The organism is Dellaglioa sp. CoH-56-MRSF-14 (genome assembly GCF_056782115.1).
In genome coordinates this window covers 109,431-135,115 of record NZ_JBXAYB010000002.1, presented here as the reverse complement: position 1 = coordinate 135,115, position 25,685 = coordinate 109,431, and the positions used below count along the sequence as shown (strand labels likewise).

23 protein-coding genes are annotated in these 25,685 nt (G+C 32.9%); 2 read left to right on the top strand and 21 right to left on the bottom strand.

The window, feature by feature from the left end; all coding sequences use genetic code 11:
• Positions 1-36: 36 nt before the first annotated feature.
• The 5 genes from AC1RPX_RS02445 to parE all read right to left on the bottom strand — a co-directional run bounded on the left by AC1RPX_RS02445 (position 37) and on the right by parE (position 7,241).
• Complete coding sequence (locus AC1RPX_RS02445; RefSeq protein WP_481761319.1) at positions 37-696, bottom strand: HD domain-containing protein; 660 nt, start codon at positions 694-696, stop codon at positions 37-39.
• 61 nt (positions 697-757) lie between these two features.
• Positions 758-1,687: a manganese-dependent inorganic pyrophosphatase gene (locus AC1RPX_RS02440; RefSeq protein WP_481761321.1), complete on the bottom strand. Its 930-nt coding sequence runs from the start codon at positions 1,685-1,687 to the stop codon at positions 758-760.
• Positions 1,688-1,703: 16 nt separating this feature from the next.
• On the bottom strand, positions 1,704-2,660 hold the full coding sequence (locus AC1RPX_RS02435) for a LysR family transcriptional regulator (RefSeq protein ID WP_481761322.1): 957 nt from the start codon (positions 2,658-2,660) through the stop codon (positions 1,704-1,706).
• A gap of 105 nt (positions 2,661-2,765) precedes the next feature.
• The gene (gene parC / locus AC1RPX_RS02430) at positions 2,766-5,198 is read right to left on the bottom strand and encodes a DNA topoisomerase IV subunit A (protein WP_481761409.1); all 2,433 of its coding nucleotides are present in this window, start codon (positions 5,196-5,198) and stop codon (positions 2,766-2,768) included.
• A gap of 24 nt (positions 5,199-5,222) precedes the next feature.
• A complete protein-coding gene (gene parE / locus AC1RPX_RS02425; protein WP_481761323.1) occupies positions 5,223-7,241 on the bottom strand; it encodes a DNA topoisomerase IV subunit B in 2,019 nt (672 codons plus the stop codon).
• Between the two features lie 180 nt (positions 7,242-7,421).
• On the opposite strand from parE, the gene plsY reads away from it, so the two are divergent.
• Entirely contained in the window at positions 7,422-8,045 is a 624-nt protein-coding gene (gene plsY, locus AC1RPX_RS02420) for a glycerol-3-phosphate 1-O-acyltransferase PlsY (protein ID WP_481761324.1), read from the top strand.
• Between the two features lie 20 nt (positions 8,046-8,065).
• Here plsY and AC1RPX_RS02415 read toward each other — a convergent pair whose 3' ends face one another.
• From AC1RPX_RS02415 to AC1RPX_RS02355, 13 genes are all read right to left on the bottom strand, one after another.
• Positions 8,066-8,947, bottom strand: coding sequence for an aldose 1-epimerase family protein (locus AC1RPX_RS02415; RefSeq protein WP_481761325.1), 882 nt, complete (start codon positions 8,945-8,947; stop codon positions 8,066-8,068).
• Positions 8,948-8,963: 16 nt separating this feature from the next.
• Positions 8,964-10,373 (bottom strand): ATP-dependent protease ATPase subunit HslU, encoded by a 1,410-nt coding sequence (hslU, locus tag AC1RPX_RS02410; RefSeq protein WP_409022533.1) that lies wholly within the window; start codon positions 10,371-10,373, stop codon positions 8,964-8,966.
• 15 nt (positions 10,374-10,388) lie between these two features.
• Positions 10,389-10,934: an HslVU peptidase proteolytic subunit gene (hslV, locus tag AC1RPX_RS02405; RefSeq protein WP_409022532.1), complete on the bottom strand. Its 546-nt coding sequence runs from the start codon at positions 10,932-10,934 to the stop codon at positions 10,389-10,391.
• A gap of 114 nt (positions 10,935-11,048) precedes the next feature.
• A complete protein-coding gene (gene trmFO, locus AC1RPX_RS02400; RefSeq protein ID WP_481761326.1) occupies positions 11,049-12,356 on the bottom strand; it encodes an FADH(2)-oxidizing methylenetetrahydrofolate--tRNA-(uracil(54)-C(5))-methyltransferase TrmFO in 1,308 nt (435 codons plus the stop codon).
• A gap of 29 nt (positions 12,357-12,385) precedes the next feature.
• Positions 12,386-14,482 (bottom strand): type I DNA topoisomerase, encoded by a 2,097-nt coding sequence (topA, locus tag AC1RPX_RS02395; RefSeq protein ID WP_481761327.1) that lies wholly within the window; start codon positions 14,480-14,482, stop codon positions 12,386-12,388.
• Between the two features lie 95 nt (positions 14,483-14,577).
• A complete protein-coding gene (gene dprA / locus AC1RPX_RS02390; protein ID WP_481761328.1) occupies positions 14,578-15,447 on the bottom strand; it encodes a DNA-processing protein DprA in 870 nt (289 codons plus the stop codon).
• Positions 15,448-15,497: 50 nt separating this feature from the next.
• Complete coding sequence (locus tag AC1RPX_RS02385; RefSeq protein WP_481761329.1) at positions 15,498-16,265, bottom strand: ribonuclease HII; 768 nt, start codon at positions 16,263-16,265, stop codon at positions 15,498-15,500.
• A 2-nt stretch (positions 16,266-16,267) separates the two neighbouring features.
• Positions 16,268-17,116: a ribosome biogenesis GTPase YlqF gene (ylqF, locus tag AC1RPX_RS02380; protein ID WP_481761330.1), complete on the bottom strand. Its 849-nt coding sequence runs from the start codon at positions 17,114-17,116 to the stop codon at positions 16,268-16,270.
• Positions 17,117-17,258: 142 nt separating this feature from the next.
• Positions 17,259-18,707: a S41 family peptidase gene (locus AC1RPX_RS02375; protein WP_481761331.1), complete on the bottom strand. Its 1,449-nt coding sequence runs from the start codon at positions 18,705-18,707 to the stop codon at positions 17,259-17,261.
• A gap of 14 nt (positions 18,708-18,721) precedes the next feature.
• Positions 18,722-18,943, bottom strand: coding sequence for a YozE family protein (locus AC1RPX_RS02370; RefSeq protein WP_409022525.1), 222 nt, complete (start codon positions 18,941-18,943; stop codon positions 18,722-18,724).
• 15 nt (positions 18,944-18,958) lie between these two features.
• The gene (locus AC1RPX_RS02365; RefSeq protein WP_409022524.1) at positions 18,959-19,573 is read right to left on the bottom strand and encodes a YpmS family protein; all 615 of its coding nucleotides are present in this window, start codon (positions 19,571-19,573) and stop codon (positions 18,959-18,961) included.
• 11 nt (positions 19,574-19,584) lie between these two features.
• Positions 19,585-20,484, bottom strand: a complete 900-nt coding sequence (locus AC1RPX_RS02360; RefSeq protein WP_481762178.1) for an SGNH/GDSL hydrolase family protein — start codon at positions 20,482-20,484, stop codon at positions 19,585-19,587.
• An 81-nt stretch (positions 20,485-20,565) separates the two neighbouring features.
• Complete coding sequence (locus tag AC1RPX_RS02355) at positions 20,566-21,414, bottom strand: DegV family protein (RefSeq protein WP_481761333.1); 849 nt, start codon at positions 21,412-21,414, stop codon at positions 20,566-20,568.
• A 139-nt stretch (positions 21,415-21,553) separates the two neighbouring features.
• Between AC1RPX_RS02355 and trhA the strand changes: the two genes are divergently transcribed.
• Positions 21,554-22,195: a PAQR family membrane homeostasis protein TrhA gene (gene trhA / locus AC1RPX_RS02350; protein WP_481761334.1), complete on the top strand. Its 642-nt coding sequence runs from the start codon at positions 21,554-21,556 to the stop codon at positions 22,193-22,195.
• A gap of 49 nt (positions 22,196-22,244) precedes the next feature.
• Here the strand turns inward: trhA and AC1RPX_RS02345 are convergent, their stop codons facing one another.
• Genes AC1RPX_RS02345 through AC1RPX_RS02335 form a run of 3 tightly spaced genes read right to left on the bottom strand, consistent with a single transcriptional unit; the run spans position 22,245 to position 25,607 of the window.
• Positions 22,245-22,733, bottom strand: a complete 489-nt coding sequence (locus AC1RPX_RS02345) for a dihydrofolate reductase (RefSeq protein ID WP_481761335.1) — start codon at positions 22,731-22,733, stop codon at positions 22,245-22,247.
• Between the two features lie 23 nt (positions 22,734-22,756).
• Entirely contained in the window at positions 22,757-23,704 is a 948-nt protein-coding gene (locus tag AC1RPX_RS02340; protein WP_481761336.1) for a thymidylate synthase, read from the bottom strand.
• 7 nt (positions 23,705-23,711) lie between these two features.
• The gene (locus AC1RPX_RS02335) at positions 23,712-25,607 is read right to left on the bottom strand and encodes an ABC-F family ATP-binding cassette domain-containing protein (RefSeq protein WP_481761337.1); all 1,896 of its coding nucleotides are present in this window, start codon (positions 25,605-25,607) and stop codon (positions 23,712-23,714) included.
• Between the last annotated feature and the right edge of the window lie 78 nt (positions 25,608-25,685).

The window sequence follows — 25,685 nt, the reverse complement described above, 5'->3', positions numbered from 1 at the left end:
AACGATTAACTCGATATTGAGTTAATCGTTTTTATTTTATGACTTTCCTTCCCATTCAGATTTGAAATTCTCAAGGAAATCTAACATAATTTGATGTCTATTTTTAGCCATTCGTTTTCCTGGTTCAGTGTTCATTGTTTCTGTAAGTGTCAATAACTTTTCGTAGAAATGGTTAATGACCGTTTGATTCTCAATATTCCTGTATTCTTCTGGGGTCATATTTCTTCTTGGACCACGATGTGGATCATATATTTTACTGCCAACATGTCCACCGTAATAAAAAGTTCTAGCAATACCGACAGCACCAATTGCATCTAATCGATCAGCATCTTGAACAACTTTTGCTTCTTCGGGCAAGTTAATAGTATTATCGTTCAATTGGTTTTTAAAAGAAATTGATTTAATAATTATTAAAATATCATTAATTTGAAGTGAAGTTAAATCAATAGATGTTAAAAAATTTGTTAAATTAGTTACTTCTTCTTTAACATTATCGACTACTTTATCATCAATTACGTCATGTAAATAACTACTAAGAACAATTATTAAATAATTGATATTATGAATTTCTGAGGCAATCGTTTTTGAATTTGTAACGACTCGTTCAATATGAGCAAAGTCATGTCCAGAAGTATCTGACGCTAATTTATTTTGCGTATATATTTTAACTGCTTGAATTTGTTCTTCAGGTAGCATCCTAAATTCTCCTTAAAATAAAAAAGCTTAGAGATAAAGTCTAAACTTTTAAGATTTTTTATTAAGCTTCAAAAACAGCTTGTAATTGAGGAACAACTTGTTTTTTTCTTGAAACAACACCAGGTAATGACAATTTGTTATCAGAAAGTTTTGTGTTGAAGGCTTTTTCAACCATTTCTTTAGGTTCTCCAACAACTAATAGTTCTGAATCACTGTCTAGGATATTTGTAACTAATAGTAAGAATAAATCATAATTATTAGCTTTACTATCATCTTCAATCGCTGAAACTAGTGCAGCTTCACGGTTAAAAACTTCTTCTAAATCAACGGTATTAACTTGAGCAACACGTACTGTTTTACCAGCCATATCAAAAGATTTGGCATCTCCGTTAATCAATTCTGTTTCAGTTTTGCTAGATAAATTAGTTCCAGCTTTTAACATATCTAATCCGTATACATTGTAATCAGTGTTACTAATTTTAGAAAGTGCTTTAGTTGCTTCAATATCAACTGGAGTCGTTGTAGGTGATTTGAATAACAATGTATCAGAAATAATAGCTGACATCATTAATCCTGCAATATTAGCAGGAATTTCAATATTGTTTTCATTAAACATTTTCCATAGGATGGTACTTGAACAACCGACAGCCTCTGCGCGGAAATTAAGAGGCATATTGGTTGTGAAATTAGCAATACGATGATGATCGACAACGTCTGTTACAACAAGATCAGCGATATCAGAAACACTTTGTTGAGATTCATTATGATCAACTAACATAACTGATTCAACCTCATTTTTAGCTGTTTCAATAATTCTTGGTTCAGGTTCATTAAAGTAATCTAAAACAAATTTTGTTTCTTCACTTAATGTTCCTAAGGTAACGGCTTCAGTATCGAAACCTAATTTATTTTGTAGATATGAGAATGCTTTAGCAGCTACAACTGCGTCTGTATCAGGACTTTGATGTCCAAAAATTAATTGTTTAGTCATTATTATAATCTCCTTTTTATTTGTTAATTTCTTTAAGTCGAGTCATGTAATCTTTTTCTTCTAAAAATTTATCAAATGCATTTAAAAAATGTTCATTTCTAGGAATTTCATCTTTATCTTTTCTAAAGACAAATGACAAATCAAATTTTATTTCTGGATCAAAATGAGATGTCCAAAGGTCTTTGCTTTCAGGATGAGCCGTTAAAAATGAAGTTGGTAATGCTGAATAAGCATGTGTTGCACGAGCAAATTTTAAAATCTGTGTGGGTGATGTAAATCTAGCAACACTCTTTGGCAGGTTAACTAATTGATTTTGATAAATTGTTTTAATTGTTTTATCAAGATAATAATCACTTGGATAAGTGACCCAAACATTATCAATTGTTTCTTGAAGTCTAACTTTCTTTTTAGAAGATAACTTTTCATTATGATGTAAAAACAATAAATCTTCAGTAAAGATTTTCTTACTTTCGTATGGTTTCCAGTTTTTAATACTTTCATCTGGAAGATACATAATAGCTAAATCAATTTTATTATTCTCAAGTTCACTCCAAATTTCTTTACGCGTTAGTAAATGGAATGACACAATAATATCTGGATTATTTTTATAGTACTGGATAACAAAATCATCAAACACTTCGTCTTCGATTGAAGCCAAAATCCCGATAGTAATTTCTCCTTGTGTTGCACTTGTTGATTGTTGAATTTCATTCGTTGCTTTATTTAATGTTTCATAGATTTGGTGTGTTGCATCTAGCATTGTATAGCCAGCATCAGAAAGATGTAATTTTTTACCAACAGAATAAAAAAGTGGTGCACCAACTGTTCTTTCTAATTTTTTAATTTGCTGTGTTAATGCAGGTTGTGTGATTCCTAATATTTGGGCTGCTTGCGTATAATTCATTATATCTGCAAGCTGTAAAAAATATGTTAACGTTTTTGATGAAAATATATTTTCTTGCTTTGTTTTCATATTAGCGTGATCTCCTCAGTTCTAGAAATTAATAGTCATATTAGTATAATAAGCGTAATAAAAAAAAAGAGCAAACAAATTTGCCTTTTTTTAACAATTTAATTATTAATTAATCTCATTTAAATTATTAGGTATTCCTAATTGTTCTGTATCAATAACAAATGAACCATTTGAATATCTATCAGATAGCGGATATGACATTGGTTCGATAATAAATTCATTGCCACTTTCAGTAAGGGCATTTAAATTCACATCTTTAGTAATGAGTTTCATGCCAACGACTCTATGAGGTTCCTTCTTAAGCTCTCTAAGAACAAGAACGCCACGTTTCGCCCTACTTGTCGAGCTCACTTCTGATACAGCCATACGCTTAAATGAACCGCGCTGTGTTAATAATCCAATCTGACTATGTTCAGTTACTAAACAAGTAGCGGCAACATAATCATCCTTCTTAAGATTCATCGCGATTACACCAGCTGCTTTAGATCCGACAACAGGAACTTCTTCGAGAGGATACTTTAATCCATACCCATCATGTGAAGCACTAAAAATGAATAACGAGTCATCCGTTTCTTTCAAGTATGAAATCAAGATAACATCATCGTTAGCTTCCTTCAATTTCATGAATTTACTTGCATGACCTTTATAAGTTCGTCCGGGTTGTAAGTCGGAAACCAGTGTTTGTTTAATGAATCCATTTTTAGTTGCAAAAACAAATTTACCAGGGACATTCACTTTTTTGAAAGAAAATGCTTTAATTAAATATTCATCAGTATCTAATCCAATAGTTTGTGAAATATGTTCCCCAGTATCTTTCCACTTTGCCTCAGTTATTTCATGAATTGGACGGTAAATCATATTTCCCTTATTTGTAAACATAAATAGATGATCTAATGTGTTAACAGATTCATTAAATACAATTTGATCTTCGTTTTTCAAACCATTCTCATTTACTCCTGAGGCGTTAAATGACCGTAATGAGCTACGTTTGAGATAACCATCACGGCTAACTAATACTTGAACATCTTCGGGAGTTACTAAAACTGCTGTTTCAATCTTAATGTCTTCAATATGTTCTTGAATTTCAGTTAGTCGAGGTGTGGCATATTCTTTAGATACTTGTTTAAGCTCTTTTTTCACAACATCAGATAACTTACTAGGATCTGCCAATATTGCTTTGTAATCAATAATTTTTGCAGCAAGCTCTGCATTTTCTTTTTCAAGCGCAGTCACATCTGTATTAGACAAGCGGTACAGTTGTAATGAAACAATTGCTTCAGCTTGTTTTTCTGTGAAATCGAACAGATCCATTAAGCTTAATTTAGCACTCTTTTTATCTTTACTTGCACGGATTGCTTTAATTACTTTATCTAAAATTGATAAAGCTTTAATTAACCCTTCAACGATATGTTGACGAGACTCAGCCTTTTTTAAATCAAATTCAGTTCTTTTTTTCGTAACACTTAATTGATACTCTAAGTACGAAGATAAGAATTTTTTTAAGCCAACTAACTCAGGTCGTTGATGGTTAATTGCAACCATATTGAAATTATACGAAATTTGTAAATCAGTATTTTTAAATAAATAATTTAAAATACCTTGTGCATTGACGTTGCGTTTTAATTCAATTGCAATTTGTAGTCCTTCACGATCACTTTCATCTCGAACTTCAGCAATCCCATCAACTTTTTTTAATAAGCGAATTTCATCCATCTTTTTAACAAGAACAGCTTTATTCACTTCGTATGGAATTTCTGAAATAATAATTTGTGTTTTACCACCCTTTAGTTCTTGAATCTCAGTTCTAGAACGAACGACTACTTTACCACGCCCCGTTTTATAAGCACTCTGGATGCCGGATAGTCCTTGTAAAATACCACCGGTTGGAAAATCGGGGCCCTTAACGAATGACATTAATTTATCTAAAGTCGCATTTGGATGACCAATTAAATAAACAACGGCATCAACAACCTCGCTTAAATTATGAGGTGGAATTTCAGTTGCATACCCAGCTGAAATTCCCGTTGCACCATTTACTAACAAATTAGGAAATCTTGCTGGTAAAACAGTTGGTTCATACTCCGTATCATCAAAATTCAATACGAAATCAACCGTTTCTTTTTCAATATCACGTAGCATTTCAGTCGCAATTTTACTTGTACGAGCTTCTGTGTAACGCATTGCGGCAGGAGAATCACCATCCATTGACCCATTATTTCCGTGCATTTCAATTAATGGTGTTCGTAATTTCCAGTTTTGACTCATACGGACCATAGCTTCGTAAATTGAGCTATCTCCATGAGGATGAAAATTACCCATAACATTTCCGACAGATTTAGCAGATTTTCTAAACCCTTTATCATATGTGTTACCATCTTGATTCATTGCGTATAAAATACGACGTTGAACAGGTTTTAGGCCATCACGTATATCAGGTAAAGCACGTTCTTGAATAATATATTTAGAATAACGACCAAATCGTTCACCCATAACATCTTCTAAGGTCAGCTCTTGAATTTTTGATGTATCTTTTTCTATAGCCAAATTAATAATCCTCCTTCCTTAGTCAGTCGTTGTTTGATCTTCAAATAATGTTAAATCTTCTTCATTTTTTAAATCAGTAACTTGTTTACTTGATACCTTATCAAGGATACTACCGTCCTCTTCAAGTGAAAATTGAACATTTTCTTCAATCCAATTTCGACGAGGTTCTACCTTGTCGCCCATTAAGGTTGTCACTCTTTTTTCAGCAAGTGCAGGATCATCAATTCGAATTCTAACTAAAGTTCTTGTCATTGGATCCATAGTTGTTTCCCATAATTGATCTGCATTCATTTCGCCCAGACCTTTAAATCGTTGTAGGTTGTAACCACGTCCAATTTTTGTTGTTGCTTTATCAAGCTCTTCATCGGTCCAAGCATAGATACTCTCTATTTTTTTACCCGTTCCTTTTTGAATTTTATATAAAGGTGGTAAAGCAATATAGATTTTCCCAGCATCAATTAGTGGACGCATATATTTATAGAAAAATGTCAATAATAAGGTTTGGATGTGCGCACCATCAGTATCAGCATCAGTCATGATAATAATTTTATCGTAGTTACTGTCTTCGAGCTTAAATTCAGCACCAACACCTGCGCCAACTGTATAAATCATTGTATTAATTTCTTCATTTTTTAAAATATCTTGTAATTTTGCCTTTTCAGTATTCAATACCTTACCACGTAAAGGTAGAATGGCTTGGAATTTGCGTTCACGACCTTGTTTAGCTGAACCACCGGCAGAATCACCTTCGACTAAAAACAACTCATTTTTCTTAGCGTTTTTCGATTGTGCAGGTGTTAATTTCCCAGATAATAAGCGATCATTTTTCTTTTTCTTTTTCCCATTTCTTGAATCATCACGAGCCTTACGAGCTGCTTCTCGAGCCTCTCTAGCTTTAATTGATTTTCTAACAAGTTCTTGTGCAAACTCACCATTTTCCATCAAATAAAACCCAAGTTTTTCACTCAGAACGCTATCGACGATAGATCTTGCTTCGGGTGTACCTAATTTACCCTTCGTTTGTCCTTCGAATTGCAATAACTCTTCAGGTATTCGCACTGAAATGACTCCTGAAAGGCCCTCTCGAACATCACTACCTTCTAAATTACGATCTTTATCTTTTAAAAGACCTAATTTTCTGGCATATTCGTTAAATGCTTTTGTCCAAGCAGACTTCATTCCTGCTTCATGTGTACCACCATCTTTTGTCCGAACGTTATTAACAAAGGACATTAAGTTTTCTGAGTAGCCATCATTATATTGTGCTGCAACTTCTACTTCAATTTTATCTTTAATGCCATCAAAATACATCACTTCGCCAAGTGTATCTTTGTCTTCGTTTAAATAAGCAACGAATTCTTTAATACCTTCTTCAAAATGATAGATATCTTGTTTATCAGTTCTTTCATCTGTTAAAACAATTTTGACACCACGTAATAAAAAGGCAGACTCTTTTAATCTTTCAGCTAAAATATCATACTTATAAATTGTAGTTGAAAAAATACTTTCATCGGGTTTAAAAGTTACTGTTGTTCCATTTGCTCGTTTAGTTGCACCTAATTTTTTTAAAGTCCCAACTGGATGCCCACCATTTTTAAACTTTTCTTCATAACGAATACCATCACGAACGGTATCAACTGTTAATGATGAAGATAATGCGTTAACGACACTTGCGCCAACGCCATGTAGTCCACCAGACGTTTTATATCCGCCTTGGCCAAATTTTCCACCAGCATGTAAGACAGTGAAGATAACTTCAACAGTTGGTATTCCTGATGCATGCATACCAATAGGCATACCACGACCATAATCTACAACAGTAATACTGTTATCACTGTGGATTGTAACGTCGATTTGTGAACCATATCCTGACAAGGCTTCATCAACTGCGTTATCAACAATCTCGTAGACAAGATGATGTAATCCCTTGCCATCTGTCGACCCAATATACATACCAGGTCGTTTTCTAACTGCTTCTAGTCCTTCAAGAACTTGAATTGAATCATCATTGTATTTTGTTTTATTTTGATTAGTCATTCAGTTAAACGCCCCTTACTCTGTATTCCTACAGTAACGTTACTATAATAACCTATTCTTTTTTAAAATGTAAAGAGAAATCCGAATAGATGTTCTATTTTATAAAAAATTTTGGTGTCTTCTTAAAAGAATGTTAAAATACTACTTATTGGATTTACTGGCTGAAAGGAGTGAATTATCATGGGTACAATCATATTAATGTTGATTATCGCTTATATTTTAGGATCAATTCCATCAGGGGTTTGGATTGGAAAATATTTTTATCAAAAGGATATCAGAAATTTTGGTAGTGGTAATGTTGGTACAACTAATACTTATCGAGTTCTTGGACCAAAAGCAGGGACTGTTGTCTTAGTGATGGATATATCAAAAGGAATTATAGCTGCAAGCCTCCCTTATATGTTTGGGGTCGCATCAACCGTTAGTCCTTTACTAATTGGTGTAGGTGCAGTAGCTGGACATACATTCTCAATATTTACTGGATTTAAAGGTGGTAAGGCAGTTGCTACTGGTGCGGGTATTTTATTACCGTATAATCCGCTATTTTTTCTTATCGCTTGTACCATGTTTATTTCTTTAATACTTTTAACGAGTATGGTAAGTGTTGCAAGTGTCATTGGATTTATTGGTATTACGATAACAGCGATATTATTTCAAGATTGGTTATTAACTAGTATTGCAGGTATTTTGACTATATTTGTTATTTATAAACATAGAGACAACATAAAACGTATTTTAAATGGTACTGAGAGTATGGTACCTTTTGGTCTTGGATTATATTTACGAAATAAAAAAAATCGATGATTATTTCATCGATTTTTTTTTTAAAATACTGTGATTTCATACGAACCTTCGAACGATTTATTTTTTTCTAACGTATAAATATTACTTTTATCTGATAAATTACCAGTAGATTCAATATTATCAGCTACTCCCCACCATGGTTCAATACAAACAAATGGTGAATTTTCAGGATATTTCGACCAGATACCAACGTAATCTGCACCATTTAATGTCACGGAAACACCATGATCATCTTCAGGTGTTGAAAGTAAGATAGTCGTTTCTAGTTGTTTCAATTCGTAAATTAAGGCATCATTTTTGAATGTTTCGCGAGATAACTTAATAGGTTCGTTGAACTTAACTGATTTTGCATTTTCGATATCGCTAAAAGGTCCAACTAGTGGAATTTGACGTCTTTCAACATTTGGTGCCACTTCAATTTGATAATTTTCTAGATTTAAATAAGCATTTTTAAGTGGTACGTTAAATGCTGGGTGTCCTCCGATAGAAAATAACAAAGGATTTTCATCGGGGTTATAAACATCGTAAATTACTTTTATTTGATGATTAGTTAAAATGTAATGTAATCTCAATCTAAAATTAAACGGATACTTTGAGATTGTTTCTGGGGATGAACCTAATTCCAGAACAACTGATGTTTTACTTTTAGAAACCACTGTAAAAAGCATGTCACGGGCAAAGCCATGTTGACCCATTTTATATGTTTTATGATCATACGCATATTCATCATTTTTTAAACGCCCAACAAATGGAAACAATACTGGGGCATGTCTACCCCAGTATTGTTTATCTGCTTGCCAAATATATTCAATAGATGTGTCATTTCCGGTAATACTGATTAATTCAGCACCTTGTTCAGCAATTTTGACTGTGATGAAATCATTTTTAAGTTCAACTGTCATTTTAGTTCACCCTATCCTATAAAATATAACGACTAAGATCTTTATCAGCAACGATGTTACCAATTTTGTCTTCAACATAACTTTCAGTAATTGTTATGTCACCCATTTGCATATCTGGACCCTCAAATAGTAAATCTTCAAGTAATTTTTCAAGAATTGTATGCAGTCTGCGTGCACCAATATTTTCAGTATCGTGGTTAACGTTGTAAGCAATTTCAGATATTTTCTCAATTGCTTCAATTGTAAATGTCACATTAATATTATCAGTGCCAATTAAAGCAATATATTGTTTAATTAAGGCATTATGAGGTTCTGTAAGAATTTTAACAAAATCTGCTTGGCTCAAATCATCTAATTCAACTCGAATTGGGAAACGACCTTGAAGTTCAGCAATTAAATCGCTAGGTTTACTTTCATGAAAAGCACCTGATGCAATAAACAAGATATGATCAGTATTAATAACACCATATTTAGTTGAAATTTGAGAGCCTTCAACAATTGGTAAAATATCACGTTGTACGCCTTCTCTAGAAACTTCACCACTATTTTTTTGAGATTTTGAAGTAATTTTATCAATTTCATCAATAAAAATAATTCCAGTGTTTTCAGCACGTTCAATTGCAGCTTGATTGATATCTGCTACATTAACTAATTTTTTTGATTCTTCACGAATTAAAATTTTACGGGCTTCTGCTACGGTTAACGTTCTTTCTACTTGGCGTGTTGGTGTTAATGCACTTAAGGTATCTCCTAAGTCGATGCCCATTTGTCCCATCATGCCATTCATACCAGAAGGCTGTTTAGGTTCATCAACTTTAATTGTCACTTCGTTATTTTCTAATAAACCACGACTTAGTTGTTCCGATACAGATAGTCGTTCATTTCTAATGTCGTCAGTGACCTCCTCTTCATCTTTTGCATCTAATCCGGCAGGTATTTGACCTTTTTGAATTTGAGACATCATTTGCATAAGATTAACATTCTCGGCTTTTTTTTGTTTTTTAATACCTGGAACTAGAAGTTTTACAAGTCGTTTATCAGCCATACGTTCAGCTGCGCCTGAAACACGGCCATATTGAGCATCTTCTTCTAATTTAATTGACACGTCAACCAAGTCACGTACCATTGATTCAACATCACGTCCAGCGTAACCAACTTCAGTGAATTTTGTTGCTTCAACTTTAATAAATGGTGCTTCAAGCATTGTTGCCAAACGACGAGCAATTTCAGTTTTACCTACACCAGTTGGCCCAATCATCATTAAATTTTTAGGTGTAACATCTTTTTGCATTGATTCAGAAAGTTGCATCCGACGATATCTATTACGTAATGCAACAGCAATGGCCTTTTTTGCATCATTTTGACCGATAACGTATTGATCTAGTTCTGTAACAATCTGTTTTGGTGTTTTATCACTTATAGTCATAAATTTACCCGCTTTCTATAATTCTTCTGAGATGACATGATGGTTAGTAAAAATATCAATATCACCGGCAATATTAATTGATGCCTCAGCAATTTCTTTAGCTGACATATCAGTTGTATGATGCTTAAGTGCCTTTGCAGCAGACAAAGCAAAATTTCCGCCAGATCCGATTGCTAAAATGTCATCGTCAGGTTCAATTACTTCTCCACTACCAGAAACTAATAACATTTCATTACTGTTCATTACAATCAAAAGTGCTTCTAATTTTTGTAAGGATTGTTCACTACGCCAATCCTGAGCTAATTCAACTGCTGCACGTTGTAAATTACCACTAAATTCATTTAATTTTTTTTCAAATCGTTCTTCAAGATTAAATGCGTCGGCAACGCTACCAGCGAAACCAACAACTACTTGATCGTTATATATGCGACGAACTTTTCTAGCAGTCCCCTTCATAATAACTTTTTCACCCATTGTGACTTGGCCATCACCGGCCATTGCACAGTGACCATTATGCTTAACGGCACAAATTGTTGTTGCATGAAATGAAACAGTTGCCATAATAAACTCCTCCATGTTACTCATTTATTGTATAAAAAAACTTCATTGAACGCTACTACTGTAGCACAACAATGAAGTATAACTCAATTATTTTATCAGATATTTCATAAATATTTAAAGACTTGGTTTAACAATTGCTAAATGCTCTAGAGCACGATTTGCAACCGCTTGATTTTTTTCTTGTTTATCTCGAATTTTTGTGCCTAATTTAGGGATAATACCAAAGTTAGCATTCATCGGCTGAAAATGTTTACCACTGGCATGTGTTATATAATGGGCCATAGCTCCCATCACAGTTGTTTTAGGAAGTACGACTAGCTCTTCTCCTAAAACAAGATGTGCGGCATTGATCCCTGCTAATAATCCACTTGCAGCACTTTCTACATAGCCTTCAACACCTGTCATTTGACCAGCAAAAAATAAATCATTTCTAAATTTAGACTGATATGTTGGTTCCAGTGTATCAGGAGAACGCATAAATGTATTACGATGCATAACACCATAACGAACAAATTCAACATTTTCTAAACCTGGAATTAGTGAGAAAACATTCTTTTGTTCGCCCCATTTAAGATGCGTTTGGAAACCAACAATATTGTATAAGTCACCGACTGCATTGTCTTGACGCAATTGGACAACGGCAAAAGGTGTTCTACCAGTCTTAGGGTCTTCTAATCCAACTGGTTTTAAAGGGCCAAATAACATTGTTTTAGCGCCTCTTCTAGCCATTTCTTCAATTGGCATACAACCTTCGAAAAATTTTTCATCTTCAAAATCATGCATTTCAGCAGTTTCGGCCCCTATTAGTGCCTTATAAAAGGTTATAAATTCCTCTTTAGTCATTGGACAATTAAGGTATGCAGCATCACCTTTATCATATCGTGATTTTAAGTAGATTTTATCCATATTTAATGATGATTTTTCTAAAATTGGTGCAGCTGCATCATAAAAATAAAGTCCCTCACTACCATTTAATTGTTTAATTGATTCTGCTAAACCTGATGATGTTAAAGGACCTGTCGCAACAATTGTTGGACCTTTTGGTAGTTCAGTTAACTCTTCATTGATAACCGTAATATTTTCATGATTTTTAACTAAATCAGTTATCTCACCAGAAAATTTATCACGGTCAACGGCTAGCGCACCGCCAGCCGGAATTGCATTATGGTCAGCTGACTTCATAATAACTGAATCTAACTGTCTCATCTCTTCCTTCAAAAGACCAACGGCATTCGTAATTTGATTAGCTCTTAAAGAATTCGTACAAACTAGTTCAGCAAAATTCTCAGTATGATGCGCTGGTGTCATTTTGATAGGGCGCATCTCGTATAAATTAACATGAACTCCTCGCTTGGCAATCTGCCATGCAGCTTCACTACCGGCAAGACCAGCACCGATTACATTAACGCTAGTATTTTCCATTATATAATCCCCCTGCTAGTTAGATTCAATTATTTTTGAACCGCTTCTTCATAGTCACAATTACTACATTTGACTTGTTTTCCACCTTTTACTTTTTTCTCAATTAAATAATGTTGACATTTTGGACATTCGCGACCAATAGGTTTATCCCATGATACGAATTCACAATCTGGGTATCTTGAGCAACCATAGAATAAACGATTTCGTTTAGATTTACGTTCAATTACTTCCCCTTGCTGACACAATGGACAAGTTACACCAATTTCTTTAACGATTGCTTTTGTATTACGACAATCTGGAAAACGCGTACATGCAAAAAATTTACCATATCGGCCCATCTTAATAACCATCGGTGACCCACAAATTTCACAATTAAATCCAGCTGGTTCATCTTTAATTTGAACTTTCTCAATTGTTTCTTGGGCATGTTCAACATTTTTTGAAAATGGTTTATAAAAATCATCAACAACTTTAACCCAATTTTCGTCTCCGACTTCAATGTTATCAAGACCTTTTTCTAATTCAGCAGTAAATTTAACATTCACAATATCACTAAAATAAGCTTCAATCATATCATCTACAATTTCACCCAGTTCAGTTGGTTCAAAACGCTTAGCAATTAATTTCACATAATATCGACGTTGAATAGTATCCAAGGTTGGTGCATACGTTGATGGACGTCCAACACCATTTTCTTCAAGTGTTTTAATTAAATTTGCTTCAGTGAATCTAGCAGGTGGCTGAGTAAAATGTTGGTTAGGCTGATTTTTAGCTAACTTAACATGATCGCCAACTTTTAAATCCGGTAAAATATTATCAGTCTTTTTGTTATCCTCATAAATTTTTGTATAACCTGCAAACTTAGTCTTTGACCCAGAAGTATGATAAGTAACGCCATTTTGTTCAATAGATACAGACATTGTATCCATTACAGCTGGTGTCATTTGACTGGCAACAAATCGCGACCAAATTAATTTATATAACTTCATTTGATCATTACTTAAATAATCCTTCATTGAAGCAGGTGTACGTAAAACAGAGGAAGGTCTAATTGCTTCATGTGCGTCCTGTGCACCTTCTTGTAATTTACCTTTGCGTGGCTTAATAGCTGCATAATCTTCACCATACTTTTCGTGTAAAAATTGAGCAGTTTCATGTTTGGCAGTCGTAGATACACGAGTCGAGTCGGTACGCATGTAAGTGATTAAACCAACAGTACCCTGTTTTCCGAGATGAATTCCTTCATATAATTGTTGTGCAACCATCATCGTTTTTCTTGTACGAAAGTTTAATTTTCTATTAGCATCTTGTTGCATTGTACTTGTAGTAAATGGTAAAGCTGGAAATCTTTTACGTTCTTTTTTTGTGACAGCGGTGATATCAAAATCTTGTTTTGTATCAATTAATGCCATTACTTTTTTAACATCTTCATTATCATGAAGTGCTTTTTTCTTTCCCTTAATACCATAAAAAGCTGCATCAAATTTCTCTTTACCTTTTTTAAATTCAGAATCAATAGTCCAGTATTCCTCTGGTATAAATGCACGAATTTCTTTTTCTCTATCAATAATTAAATTCAAAGCAATAGACTGAACTCGACCAGCACTTAAGCCTTTTTTTATTTTAGCCCATAATAAAGGACTAATTGAATAACCAACTAATCTATCTAAAATACGGCGAGCTTGTTGTGCATCAACTAAATTCATATCAATTGATCTAGGATCATTAAAAGCATTTTTAACTGCATCTTTTGTAATTTCATTAAAAACAACACGATTTTTGTCCGTGATATCTAAATCTAAAATATGAGATAAATGCCATGCAATTGCCTCGCCTTCACGATCAGGATCGGCTGCTAGATAAACATTTTTAGCTTTTTTAGCTTCTTTTTTTAAACTTTTAATAACATCGCCTTTACCACGAATTGAAATGTAATGAGGATCATAGTTGTTTTCAACGTCAACTCCCATTTTACTTCGTGGTAAATCTCTAATATGTCCAAGACTAGCGACAACATGGTAGTTGCTGCCTAGGTATTTTTCAATTGTTTTAGCCTTAGAAGGTGATTCAACAATAACTAGATTTTTTTTTGCCGGCGTTCTCTTTTTCTTTTTGGTTACTGGCATAATTGAACTCCTTCGTAGTATTTATATTGTAAGCAATAACATTTTTAAAATCGTTAGTAATCTTAAAGCATATTAGAGAGACTTGTCAAGCGTAACTAGTTTTCATAGAACTCTGCAAGTATCTGTTCACCGTTAATAATCGGCATTGCACCGGCTATTATTAGTTCATTACACCCAAGTGAAAGAGGACTAATAATTGATCCGGGTACAGCTAGTACTGTGCGATTTTCTTGCAATGCTAAATTGGCAGTTATAAGACTACCACTATGGTGTTTAGCCTCTGTAACTAATAAGCATTCACAAAGGCCTGCAATAATTCGATTTCTTTCAGGGAAATGATTACGTTGTGGTCCTGTATTCAGTCCGTACTCAGATAATAAAAGTCCCTTTTTGCTAATTTCAATTTGTAAATCTTCATTAATTTTTGGATAATAAATATTTAAACCTGTCCCAATAACAGCAATTGTATCTGCTCCGTTAGCTATTGTAAATTGGTGTGCCAAGGTATCAACGCCGGCTGCTAATCCGCTTAAAATTACCTTATCATTTTGGATACTATTTGGTAATAATAATCGTATTACTTCTATTGAGTAGTCAGTTCTTTGCCGAGCACCAACAACAGCAAGTGATTGTCGATTTAATAATTGCGTATTTCCTCGCATAAAAAGAACAATTGGTGGTCGATAGCATTCTTTTAGTCGATACGGATAGTCCTCATCAATAATAGTCACAATTGTTGAATGTAACTTATTGGTAATAACCTCATTTTTCAATGAAATACTAGTGTAAGCTTTACTGAAACTAGCTATTTTTTTACTATTTAAATTTAAAATGGATTTAATTACATCTAGAGTTAAATCAGTACAACTTGGATTCTGTTGTAACCAATCAAAAATTTTATTTTCGCCAATATACGTTATTTCAGAACATAGTCTAAGTTTAATTAAAGTGTCTCTTATTGTCATTGTTTCTCCTTATTAGTCATTAATACTAATAAGGTACGCAATTTATTTCATTATTTTTTTAGAATAGATTTAATTGGTTCAAATGTTCGACGATGAATTGGAGTGACTCCTAATTTGCTAAGTCCTGCTAAATGTTTTTTAGTTCCATATCCATCATTATGATTGAAATCGTATCCTGGATATAATTCATTGTAAAAGTTCATGAGATGATCTCGGTAAACCTTAGCAACGATACTAGCAGCAGCAATACTAGCACTTTTAGAATCGCCTTTAATGAAACTTTCCTGCGGAATATCGCTATCAATCGTCATAGCATCAATCAATAATTGTTGTGGTTTCACGTCCAATGAATTAACAGCTTCTAACATAGCAATTCTTGATGCTTGATATATATTAACTTCATCAATTGTTTGATTATTTATCACAGATATACCAACTGAAACAGCTGTAGCTAATATTTCAACGTATAATGCTTCACGCATAGATGCAGATAATTTTTTCGAATCATTCACGTCAATTAGATTGAAATTATGAGGTAAAATAACTGCTGCACTAACAACTGGACCAGCTAACGGTCCTCTTCCAACCTCATCAATACCAGCGATGTAAGGAATACCATTCTGCCATAGGTCTCTTTCTATTACTAACCTACGATTAAATAATTCTTGGTGTTCAACTAGTTTTTTTTGTCTATTATTATATTGGATTAAAAGCTTAATAACTCCTTTGCGAGAGTCTTTAGCTATTTCTTGCATAAAATTATCCGATGGATTATTCAATAAATGTTCTTTTACTTGAGAAATTGTAAATTTGGTCACAACTATTCGCCACCCAATTGAGGGATTTCTAAGGTATAACGACCAAGTTTACCTTGTCTAATATCAAATATAATTCTCTCACTCGCACGATCATAATCTTCTTTGAAACCCATTTTTTTTGTTAAATCTAATAATAAATCAACATTACTTAACTGCATTTGTTCATCCGTTAATTTATATTTCTCTTGTAATGCCTTTGGATTTGTTTGTTTAAAATGTTCTAACCCGTATAATGCAATGTCATCTTTTGCATATAAAGAGTCTTTTATTGCTCCTGTTAAAGCAAGACGTTTACCGATTTCTTGATCTTCAAATTTGGGCCATAAAATACCTGGTGTATCTAAAAGAGACATTGATTTTCCGGCTTTTAACCATTGCTGTGCTTTTGTCACCCCAGGTCTATTTCCAGTTATGGCGACATTTTTACTTAACAAATGATTTAGTAACGTCGATTTTCCAACATTCGGAATTCCGATACACATTACCTTAACTCGTTGTTGGAGGATACCTTTACTTTCTCGTAACGCTATTTTATCTTTTAAAACAACGTTAATTTTTTTCTCGATAGCGTTAAGTTGTCCGTGTTGACTATCTACTGCAACTGCCGGAATTCCTTTGTTTTCATAGTACTGTAGCCAACGTGCAGTAACGTTCGGATCGGCCATATCTTTTTTTGTTAAAACCATAATATGAGGTTTTGTTGCAAGTAATTGCTCAAGTTGCGGATTTCTAGATGATTCAGGCAATCTTGCATCAACTAATTCAAGTACGATATCTACTAAGTTTAATTTTTCCTTTACTAATCTTAAGGCTTTTGCCATATGTCCTGGGAACCATTGGATTACTGTCATTTAAATTCTCCTTGTTAAGCCAAGTAAACTTTTAATTAACTTGCTTAATTCTTTATATTTAACTCTCTTAATCAGAATACCTTAATTTGTGCACAAAAAGAAGAGAGTTCCGCTATTTAGTTTCGCCCTCTTCAGTCTTTTATTAATTTGTTAACGATTTAATTGCCGCATCATAGGCAGGATCATTTTTTGAAATTTTTTTCTGAACTAATGTTTCAATTTTTAAAGCAGTATCTTTGTTAACTTCGCCCGTTTGAGTTAAAGTATTTTCTTTTTGTAACATTTTTACTGCATTAACCGTTGATGTACCAAAGTAACCATTATTTTTGTCTTTATAATAATTAAGTGCGCTTAAGTAAACTTGAATCGTTTTAACTTGAGGTGTAACGTCTTCATATTTATATGTTTTATCAGTATTAATTAGTGGTGAATAAGCATACGCAGGATAATCAGCTGAAATAGTAGGCTTAATCCCTTTTTTATTAATCCAAGAACCATCAGGTGTTAGCCATTTAGCAATGGTAACTTTTAATTCTGTTTTATCTGTAAAGGTATTGATTGTTTGGACGGTACCTTTTCCATAAGATGTTGACCCAATTAATTTATCATTACCAGATTGGTTAAGTGCGGCTGCTAAAATTTCAGAAGCACTTGCACTATCTTTATTAATGACAACAGCTGTTTTTTCTGTGACTTTAAATCCTGAGTCATATTTTTTACCAGCCTTATATACTTCAGGAGAACCCGTTTTGCCTTGTACCTGCATAATTGTTTGACCATCTTTTAAGAACATTGATCCAATCGCTAATGCTTGATCCATAAGGCCACCTGGATTATCACGAACATCAATGACAAACGATGTAGCGCCATCTTTTCTAAGTGACTTCACTGCAGATTTGACTTCGTTAGATGTATCCTCAGAAAATGTACTAATTTGAATATATCCTACTTTTTTATTCTTTTTCGAAATACTACTATAGACTGTTTTAACAGGAATATCATCTCGTTTTATTGAAACATTAAATGTTGATGAATCACGTTTAATAGTTAGTTTCACTATTGTTCCTTTTTTACCTCTAATTTTTGAAACAGCTTTTTCTAAACTGAGACCATAAATAGATTTACCATCTATTTTTTGGATAATATCATCTGTCTTCAAACCAGCCTTTTTAGCTGGTGTTCCTTTAATAGCTGAAACAATCTGAATATTTTTCTTGCTAATTTTGACTTCAGCACCGATTCCAACAAATTTACTAGAAATAGTTGAATTTAAATTAGTCGCATCTTCTTTACCTAAATAGGCCGTAAATTTATCTCCAGTAGAGTCGACCATACCATTGATAGCCCCATCGACTAATTTTTTCTTACTGATATTTTTATAATAAGAATTATTTAGTGCCGAATAAACAGACTCAATTTTGGCTAAATCTGAACTAGTCGTTTGTAATGACCCAACTAATGTATTAATTTGACTAATTGCAAAAAAATACATTGCAGCAGCTCCGACTATAAAAGATAAACAAATTGACCCTATTAAGGTCCAAAAATGACGACCAAATCTAAAACGTTTTTCTTTTTTATCTTTTTCCATAATTTAATTCCCCACTAATTCATTTTGTCTAAATATCGGGCCCAAGCGTCATCAAAAATTGTCATTGAAGGTAAATATCCTGCATTTAATTCAAGATAATTAGAAAGAAAGTCATACTTATCTGACAATTTAGGAAAACTTTGATCATAAAATGCATTATTTGCAAATTGGGACACCTCATCCGTACCGTGATCATTGCGTTCGGTCATTAAAAATTGATAAAATGTTTGTCTCATAAATTGATACCTCATTTAATTTAAAGGGATAGAAACATCGAATTTAAAAACATTCGTTTTTAAATCAATTTTGGTTGCACTAGCTTGTATACCATTCTCAATATCTAGTTTTTTTAAGTTAAGCATAATTGTTTGTTCTTTGCTATTAATCGTAATCCAATTTGGTAAATCATATGCATTTTTTACATAATCCATTATAAACTTTTTAGGAACTGGTAATGAACCTACAGCAACAGATTTTGCTTTTAACAAGATATTACCATCATCTGTTACAACTGGATCTGAATATAATGTGAATGAAATATTTTGTCCTAAAATTTTTGTTGTGCCCATTAATATAGCAGATTTATCTACTAAAAACCGATATTTAATTGATTGACCTTTTTGAATTGATTTTAAATAATAATTAATGGTTCCGTTAAGTTGTTCCTTGTTCATTTCCACGCTTAGTTCTGTTCTTTTTGTTGCTTTTGAAGTGGTTTGAGTTGTTAGTGTCTTTTGATCTTGGGATTGGTTCATAATACTAACGGAAAAATAAAGTAGTACGCCAATCAATAAAGAAAATAATATGATAAACGCAACTTTCCATGCGTTAAAAGTGGTTGATGTTTTTTCTGTTCTTTTCGGCATAATTCTCCTCATTATTTAAATAAATGATGTTCTTCCATTGATTTGAACAACAAATCAGTCATTTTTTTATAACCTTTTTTATTTGGATGAAAATGATCAGTTATAGAAATATAGTTATTTTTTTCATCTTTTTCTTGCAAGACACTTTCAAGATTAAAACTAGATAAATCAGATAAGTCTGAGCTACCCAAAGTCTTGGCTAATTTACTTGTTTTACCATAATATTGTCCTTCAGAAAGCTGTTTTTCAACACTAACAAAATAACTATTTTTATCATTTTTAACAACCTTGTTGGTTACGTTATTCCATGATTTAACAATCGTTTTCATACTACTCATTTCGGGGAAATAAACGTAAAATGGGTTATACACTCCTATAACGTAGATAGGCGCGCTATTATTATATTTTCTAATCTCTTTAAATAAATCATTTAAATTTTTTGTATAAGTCATTTTTTCAGTATCAATAGCTTTATTTAACTTATCAGTATCATTAGATAAAATGTTTTTTTGTATAACCTGTAATAGGTCATTCCCACCAACTGTTAATGTAATAACAGTGGCTTTTTTTAACGTTTTTTGCATTTTGGGTTGTTTCTTTAATCTGCTATAAATTTGATCACTTCGATCTCCTGATAAGCCAAAGTTAGAGGCAGTTACTTTCATATTTTTATCAGTATTTATTTTTTCTGTAATTAATGAAACGAATCCACCTTTATTCGTTTCATCTCCGACACCCTGCGTTAAAGAATCACCAAGGGATACTAGCTTAAGAGCTGTTTTTTTATGGGGCACTGTTATTAAAGAATGATTCGAAAAATGGCCGGTTGCAAACCACAGCCCACTAAATATAAGACCACTTAGTACTAAAATACTTAAAATAGTAATGGAAAAGCTTTTAAAAAATTTCAAAAAATCATTCCTTTATTTAATTAAAAAAACCGGACAAAAACAGCTGTTTTTGGACCAGTTTAAAAATAATTATTTAATATATTAGTCTTTATCTGTGTAGAACATCACTGCAAAAGCCCCTGGACCACCATGCGTCGCAATAATAGGTGCTGTCTGTCGAACTAGAATATCAACTTTTGGGACTGCTGTTTGTAATAAATCGCGAACTTCAAATGCCTTTTTTTCATTTCCAGCATGAGAAATACCTACTGCTTTAACATTAGGTGTACTTTTTAATTCTTCAACTAAATCTGCAATAAATCTGTTAACCGTCTTCATACCACGGCCTTTATTTTTAATTTTTAATTCGCCATCAATCATTTCCAAAATAATCTTCATATTTAAAACACTTGAAAGAACACCAGTTAATCTTGATATACGTCCACCTTTGACCAGATTATCCAGAGTCATAACGGCCATATTTAGAGTTGAATTCTTACGGATTTCAGAAATTTTTGTTAAAATATCATCCATTGATGCACCTGAATTTGCTAACTTAGCAGCTGCTAAGACTTGAAAAGCCATACCTCGATCAGTAGAACGAGTATCAACAACGGTTACATCGGATTGACTCATTTCTGCAGCTTGCTCTGCAGTATGAACTGTACCACTAATTTGGTCAGTCATGTTAAGTGAGAGAACTTGGCTACCATCTGCCCCAAGACTGTCAAACATTTCTACAAAAGTACCAATTGGTGGCTGACTTGTTTTAGGTAACGTTTTTGACGTTTCCATTTTAGTCTCAAATTCGTCATTTGTAATTGATTCACCTTCAACGTAAATAGTATCATCAATCATAACGCTTAGAGGTATAATGCTAATGTCATTTTCTTTTATTTCATTATCTGTTAATCCAACAGATGAATCCGTTATTATTTTAATTTTTTTCATGTTTCTTCATCCACACTTTCTTAACAAAAGTTTTTAATCATGATACAATAATGTCACTATAAACTTTTCTATTTATAATGTCTAGTATATCAGAATTACTGGTCTATTTCACATAGAAATTGATGACTGAGGTGTTTTTTTGGAACATAATTACAGTAGAAGGTATCTCATCTTAAATGAGGTATTAAACGCGGTAACTCATGGTATTGGTCTTGGGTTAAGTATAGCGGGATTGATTTTTTTACTTATTAAAGGTGCTCATAATGGTAGTGCATTAGAAATTACCTCGTATGCTATATATGGTTCATCTTTGGTACTGCTGTACTTAACTTCTACCCTATTTCATAGTTTAATATTTACACGAGCAAGAACTGTTTTTCAAATCTTCGATCATAGTAGTATCTATATTCTGATAGCAGGTACTTATACGCCTTATTGTCTTCTCTCTGTTGGTGGGGCATTAGGTTGGACACTATTCGGAATCATCTGGATGATGACCGTTTTAGGAATTATTTATAAATCAATTTGGTTGGGTCATTTTAAAACAATTTCAACCATCATTTATCTAATTATGGGCTGGCTTTGTTTGAGCGCAATGATGCCACTTTATAATAGCCTCGGTACAATTGGGTTCTGGCTACTTGTTTCTGGTGGCATTGCGTTCACAATCGGCGCTGGAATTTATAGTATAAACGGTGTTAAGTACTTACATGTCGTTTGGCATTTATTTGTGATGTTAGGTACAGGATTAATGTTTTTTTCTATTTTATTATATACTTAAAGTTAAAAAGCGAAGACACATCCGTATTGGATATGTCTTCGCTTTTTAATTATTTTTTATCATAAATTCTAAATTCATGATCATATACATTTTTTTTGTCAATCATTCCCGGAATCGTTTCAATTAATTTCCAATGAGTATAATCAATAGGAATCATCATCACATCACCATCAAACGTAGCGTTAATTTTTGTTTGATACAATCTATTAACTTTTACATACATTTCAGAAAATAATGTTGCGCCACCAATAACAAAAATATCTTCAGAATATGTTTCTAATAAATCATTCAACTCTGGTATTGAATGAACAATCTTTAGAGTATCTGTTTCAACTAAATCGTTTTTACTTGAAAGAACAATATTAATTCGATTTGGTAATAGTCCCGGAAAACTTTCAAATGTATTTCTGCCCATAACAACGACCTTATTAAGCGTTGTTTTCTTAAAAAATTTTAAATCATTTGGTAAGTACCAAGGTAGCTTACCCTTATATCCAATATGATGTTCACTGTCTTCAGCCCAAATAAAATTAATCATTATTGACTCTCCTTAAGTAAATATTAAACTGCAACAGGCGCTTTAATAGGTGGTGCAGGATTATAGTCTTCTATTTTAATATCCGTCATATCGTATTCAAAAATACTATTTTTATCAGGATTTAACCATAATTTTGGCATGGGTTGCACTTCACGAGAAAGTTGTTCCTTCACTTGTTCTATATGATTATTGTAAATATGGGCATCGCCTAATGTGTGAATGAATTCACCAACTTCAAGTCCAACCTCTTTAGCAATTAGATGAGTTAATAACGCATAACTTGCAATATTAAATGGTACACCTAAAAAGACATCGCCACTTCTTTGATATAATTGACAACTTAATTTACCATCAGCCACATAAAATTGAAATAACGTATGGCAAGGTGGTAATGCCACATTTGGTACATCTTCTGGGTTCCAAGCGGACACAATTAATCTTCTAGAATCAGGTGTTTTTTTGATTGCTTCAATAACATCTTTAATTTGGTCAATCGTATCACCTTGTCTAGTTTTCCAATTACGCCACTGACTACCATAAACGTCACCTAATTCACCAAACTTTTTTGCAAATTCATCGTCTTCAATAATTTTATCGCAAAAAAGGTTTTTCTGTACTTCATATTCTTTTTTAAAATCAGTCTCTAAAAGTGATCGATGTCCAAAATCAGTCATATCTGGACCCATATACTGAGAACTTTCAATGTAATTTTTAAAAGCCCATTCGTCCCAAATATGATTCTTATGTTTCAATAAATATTGGATATTAGTATCACCTTTTAAGAACCACAGTAACTCACTCTTAATTAAACCAAATGGTACTTTTTTAGTTGTTAGTAGTGGGAATCCTTGACTTAAGTCAAACCTCATTTGATAGCCAAAAAGACTTTTAGTTCCCGTTTTTGTACGATCAGATTTATCATTTCCGTTCATTAAAATATCACGTTCAAGTTGCAAATATGTTTCTTCCATACGAAAATTACCCCTTTTCTGCATATTTACCTAAATAGTCCCAACGATTCATCTTTTCTTCAATTTCATCATCTAAATTATCAATTGACACTTGTAGTTCACTTAATGCTACAAAATCATTGCCATTGATATTCGACATATCACTTTCAGCTTTTTCTTTCTTAGCTTCTAAATTATCAATTGTCTGTTCAATTGTTTCAAATTCTTTTTGTTCAGCATAAGTTAATTTAACTTTTAATTTATCGTCAGAAATGGTGTCGTGTTCGATAATTTTTTCTTTTTTTGATATTGATACGGCATCATCCAGTGATTCTTTAGCAAGGTACGATGTAAATAATCCAGTATAACGATTAATTTTAGCATCGCCTTCAAAAATAAGTAATTGATCTGCAACTTTATCTAAAAAATATCTATCATGTGAGACAGTTATAACTGCGCCATTAAAAGATTCTAAATAGTCTTCAAGTACTGTTAATGTTCCAATATCTAAATCATTTGTAGGTTCATCTAGTAATAAGACATTTGGTTGTTGCATAAGTAATTTCAAGAGATAGAGTCTTCTTTTTTCACCACCGGATAGCTGTCTAATTAATGTCCCATGCATCGATCTTGGAAAAAGAAACTGCTCTAAAAGTTGTGTTGTACTTATTCGTTCGCCATGTTTATTTTCGATATTTTCACCAATTTCATTTAGATAGTTAATCATTCGTTTATCGCCAGGTATGGGTTCAGTTTGTTGCTGGTAATAACCTAATTTAACCGTTTCGCCCATTAGTAATTCGCCAGAGTTAAGTGGTAATTTTCCAGCAATTGCATTTAGTAAACTAGATTTACCAGCACCATTTTTACCGGTAATCCCGATTCTATCGCTCGCCTGAATCAACTCACTAAAATGATCAATAATTTTATGATTTTCTAAGACTAAACTAGCTTCTTTTAGCTCAATAACCTTTTTACCAAGCCGCTGTTGGCCTAGTCCAATTGAAACATCTTGATCAATTTGTAATGAATTCATATTTTCTTTTAAATCGTTAAAACGGTTAATTCGTGCTTGTTGTTTTGTTGATCTAGCTTTTGCTCCAGTACGCATCCAAGCTAGTTCCTTTTTATATAGCTGTTGTTCTTTATGCTCAGCGGTAACTTCCTGGGCAACTCTTTCAGCCTTTTGAGCAACGAAATCTTGATAGTTACCTTCATACGAGTGTAATTTACCAAATGATAGTTCTAAAATCTGGTTGGCAATTTGATCTAAAAAATACCGATCATGAGTAACAACAATTAAAGCTCCTTTGTACGTTTTAAGGTAACTTTCTAGCCATTCAATAGAACTAAAGTCCAAATGGTTTGTTGGTTCATCAAGAATTAATAAGTCAGGAGCTTGTATGAGTACTTGAGCCAAGCCAACTCTTTTTTTCTGTCCACCAGATAAGGTTGAGACTTTTTGTGTTAAATCCGTTATTTGTAATTGCGTTAGAATTGTTTTAACGTCATTATCGGCATTCCATGCATCTTCACGATTCATACGATCTTCCGCATCTGAGTAACGTTGCTGTAATTTTTCATCTTCAGGATGTTCACTATAGGCTGTTAAAACAGCTTCATAATGACGAATTGTTTCAAAAATAGGTGAAGCTCCTTCAAAAGCGGCTTCCATAATTGTCATATCATCATTTAATTCTGGTATTTGTTTTAAATAACTCATACGATAGTTATTTGGTTTAATTAAATCTCCTGAATCAGCTGGGTCAAGGTCTGTTAATGCATTTAATAACGTTGTTTTCCCTGAACCGTTAGTTCCAATCAATCCGATTCTATCTTTTTCATTAACAATAAAATTTAAATCATCAAATAATGTTTTTTCGCCGTATGTTTTCTTTAAATGTTCTACCCTCAGTGTTTGCATGTAATCACTCTCTTATCTAATTGATTCTCTTTTATAATTTGTATTACTAAGCATGTTTTGTAAAAAAAGAGATTAAAT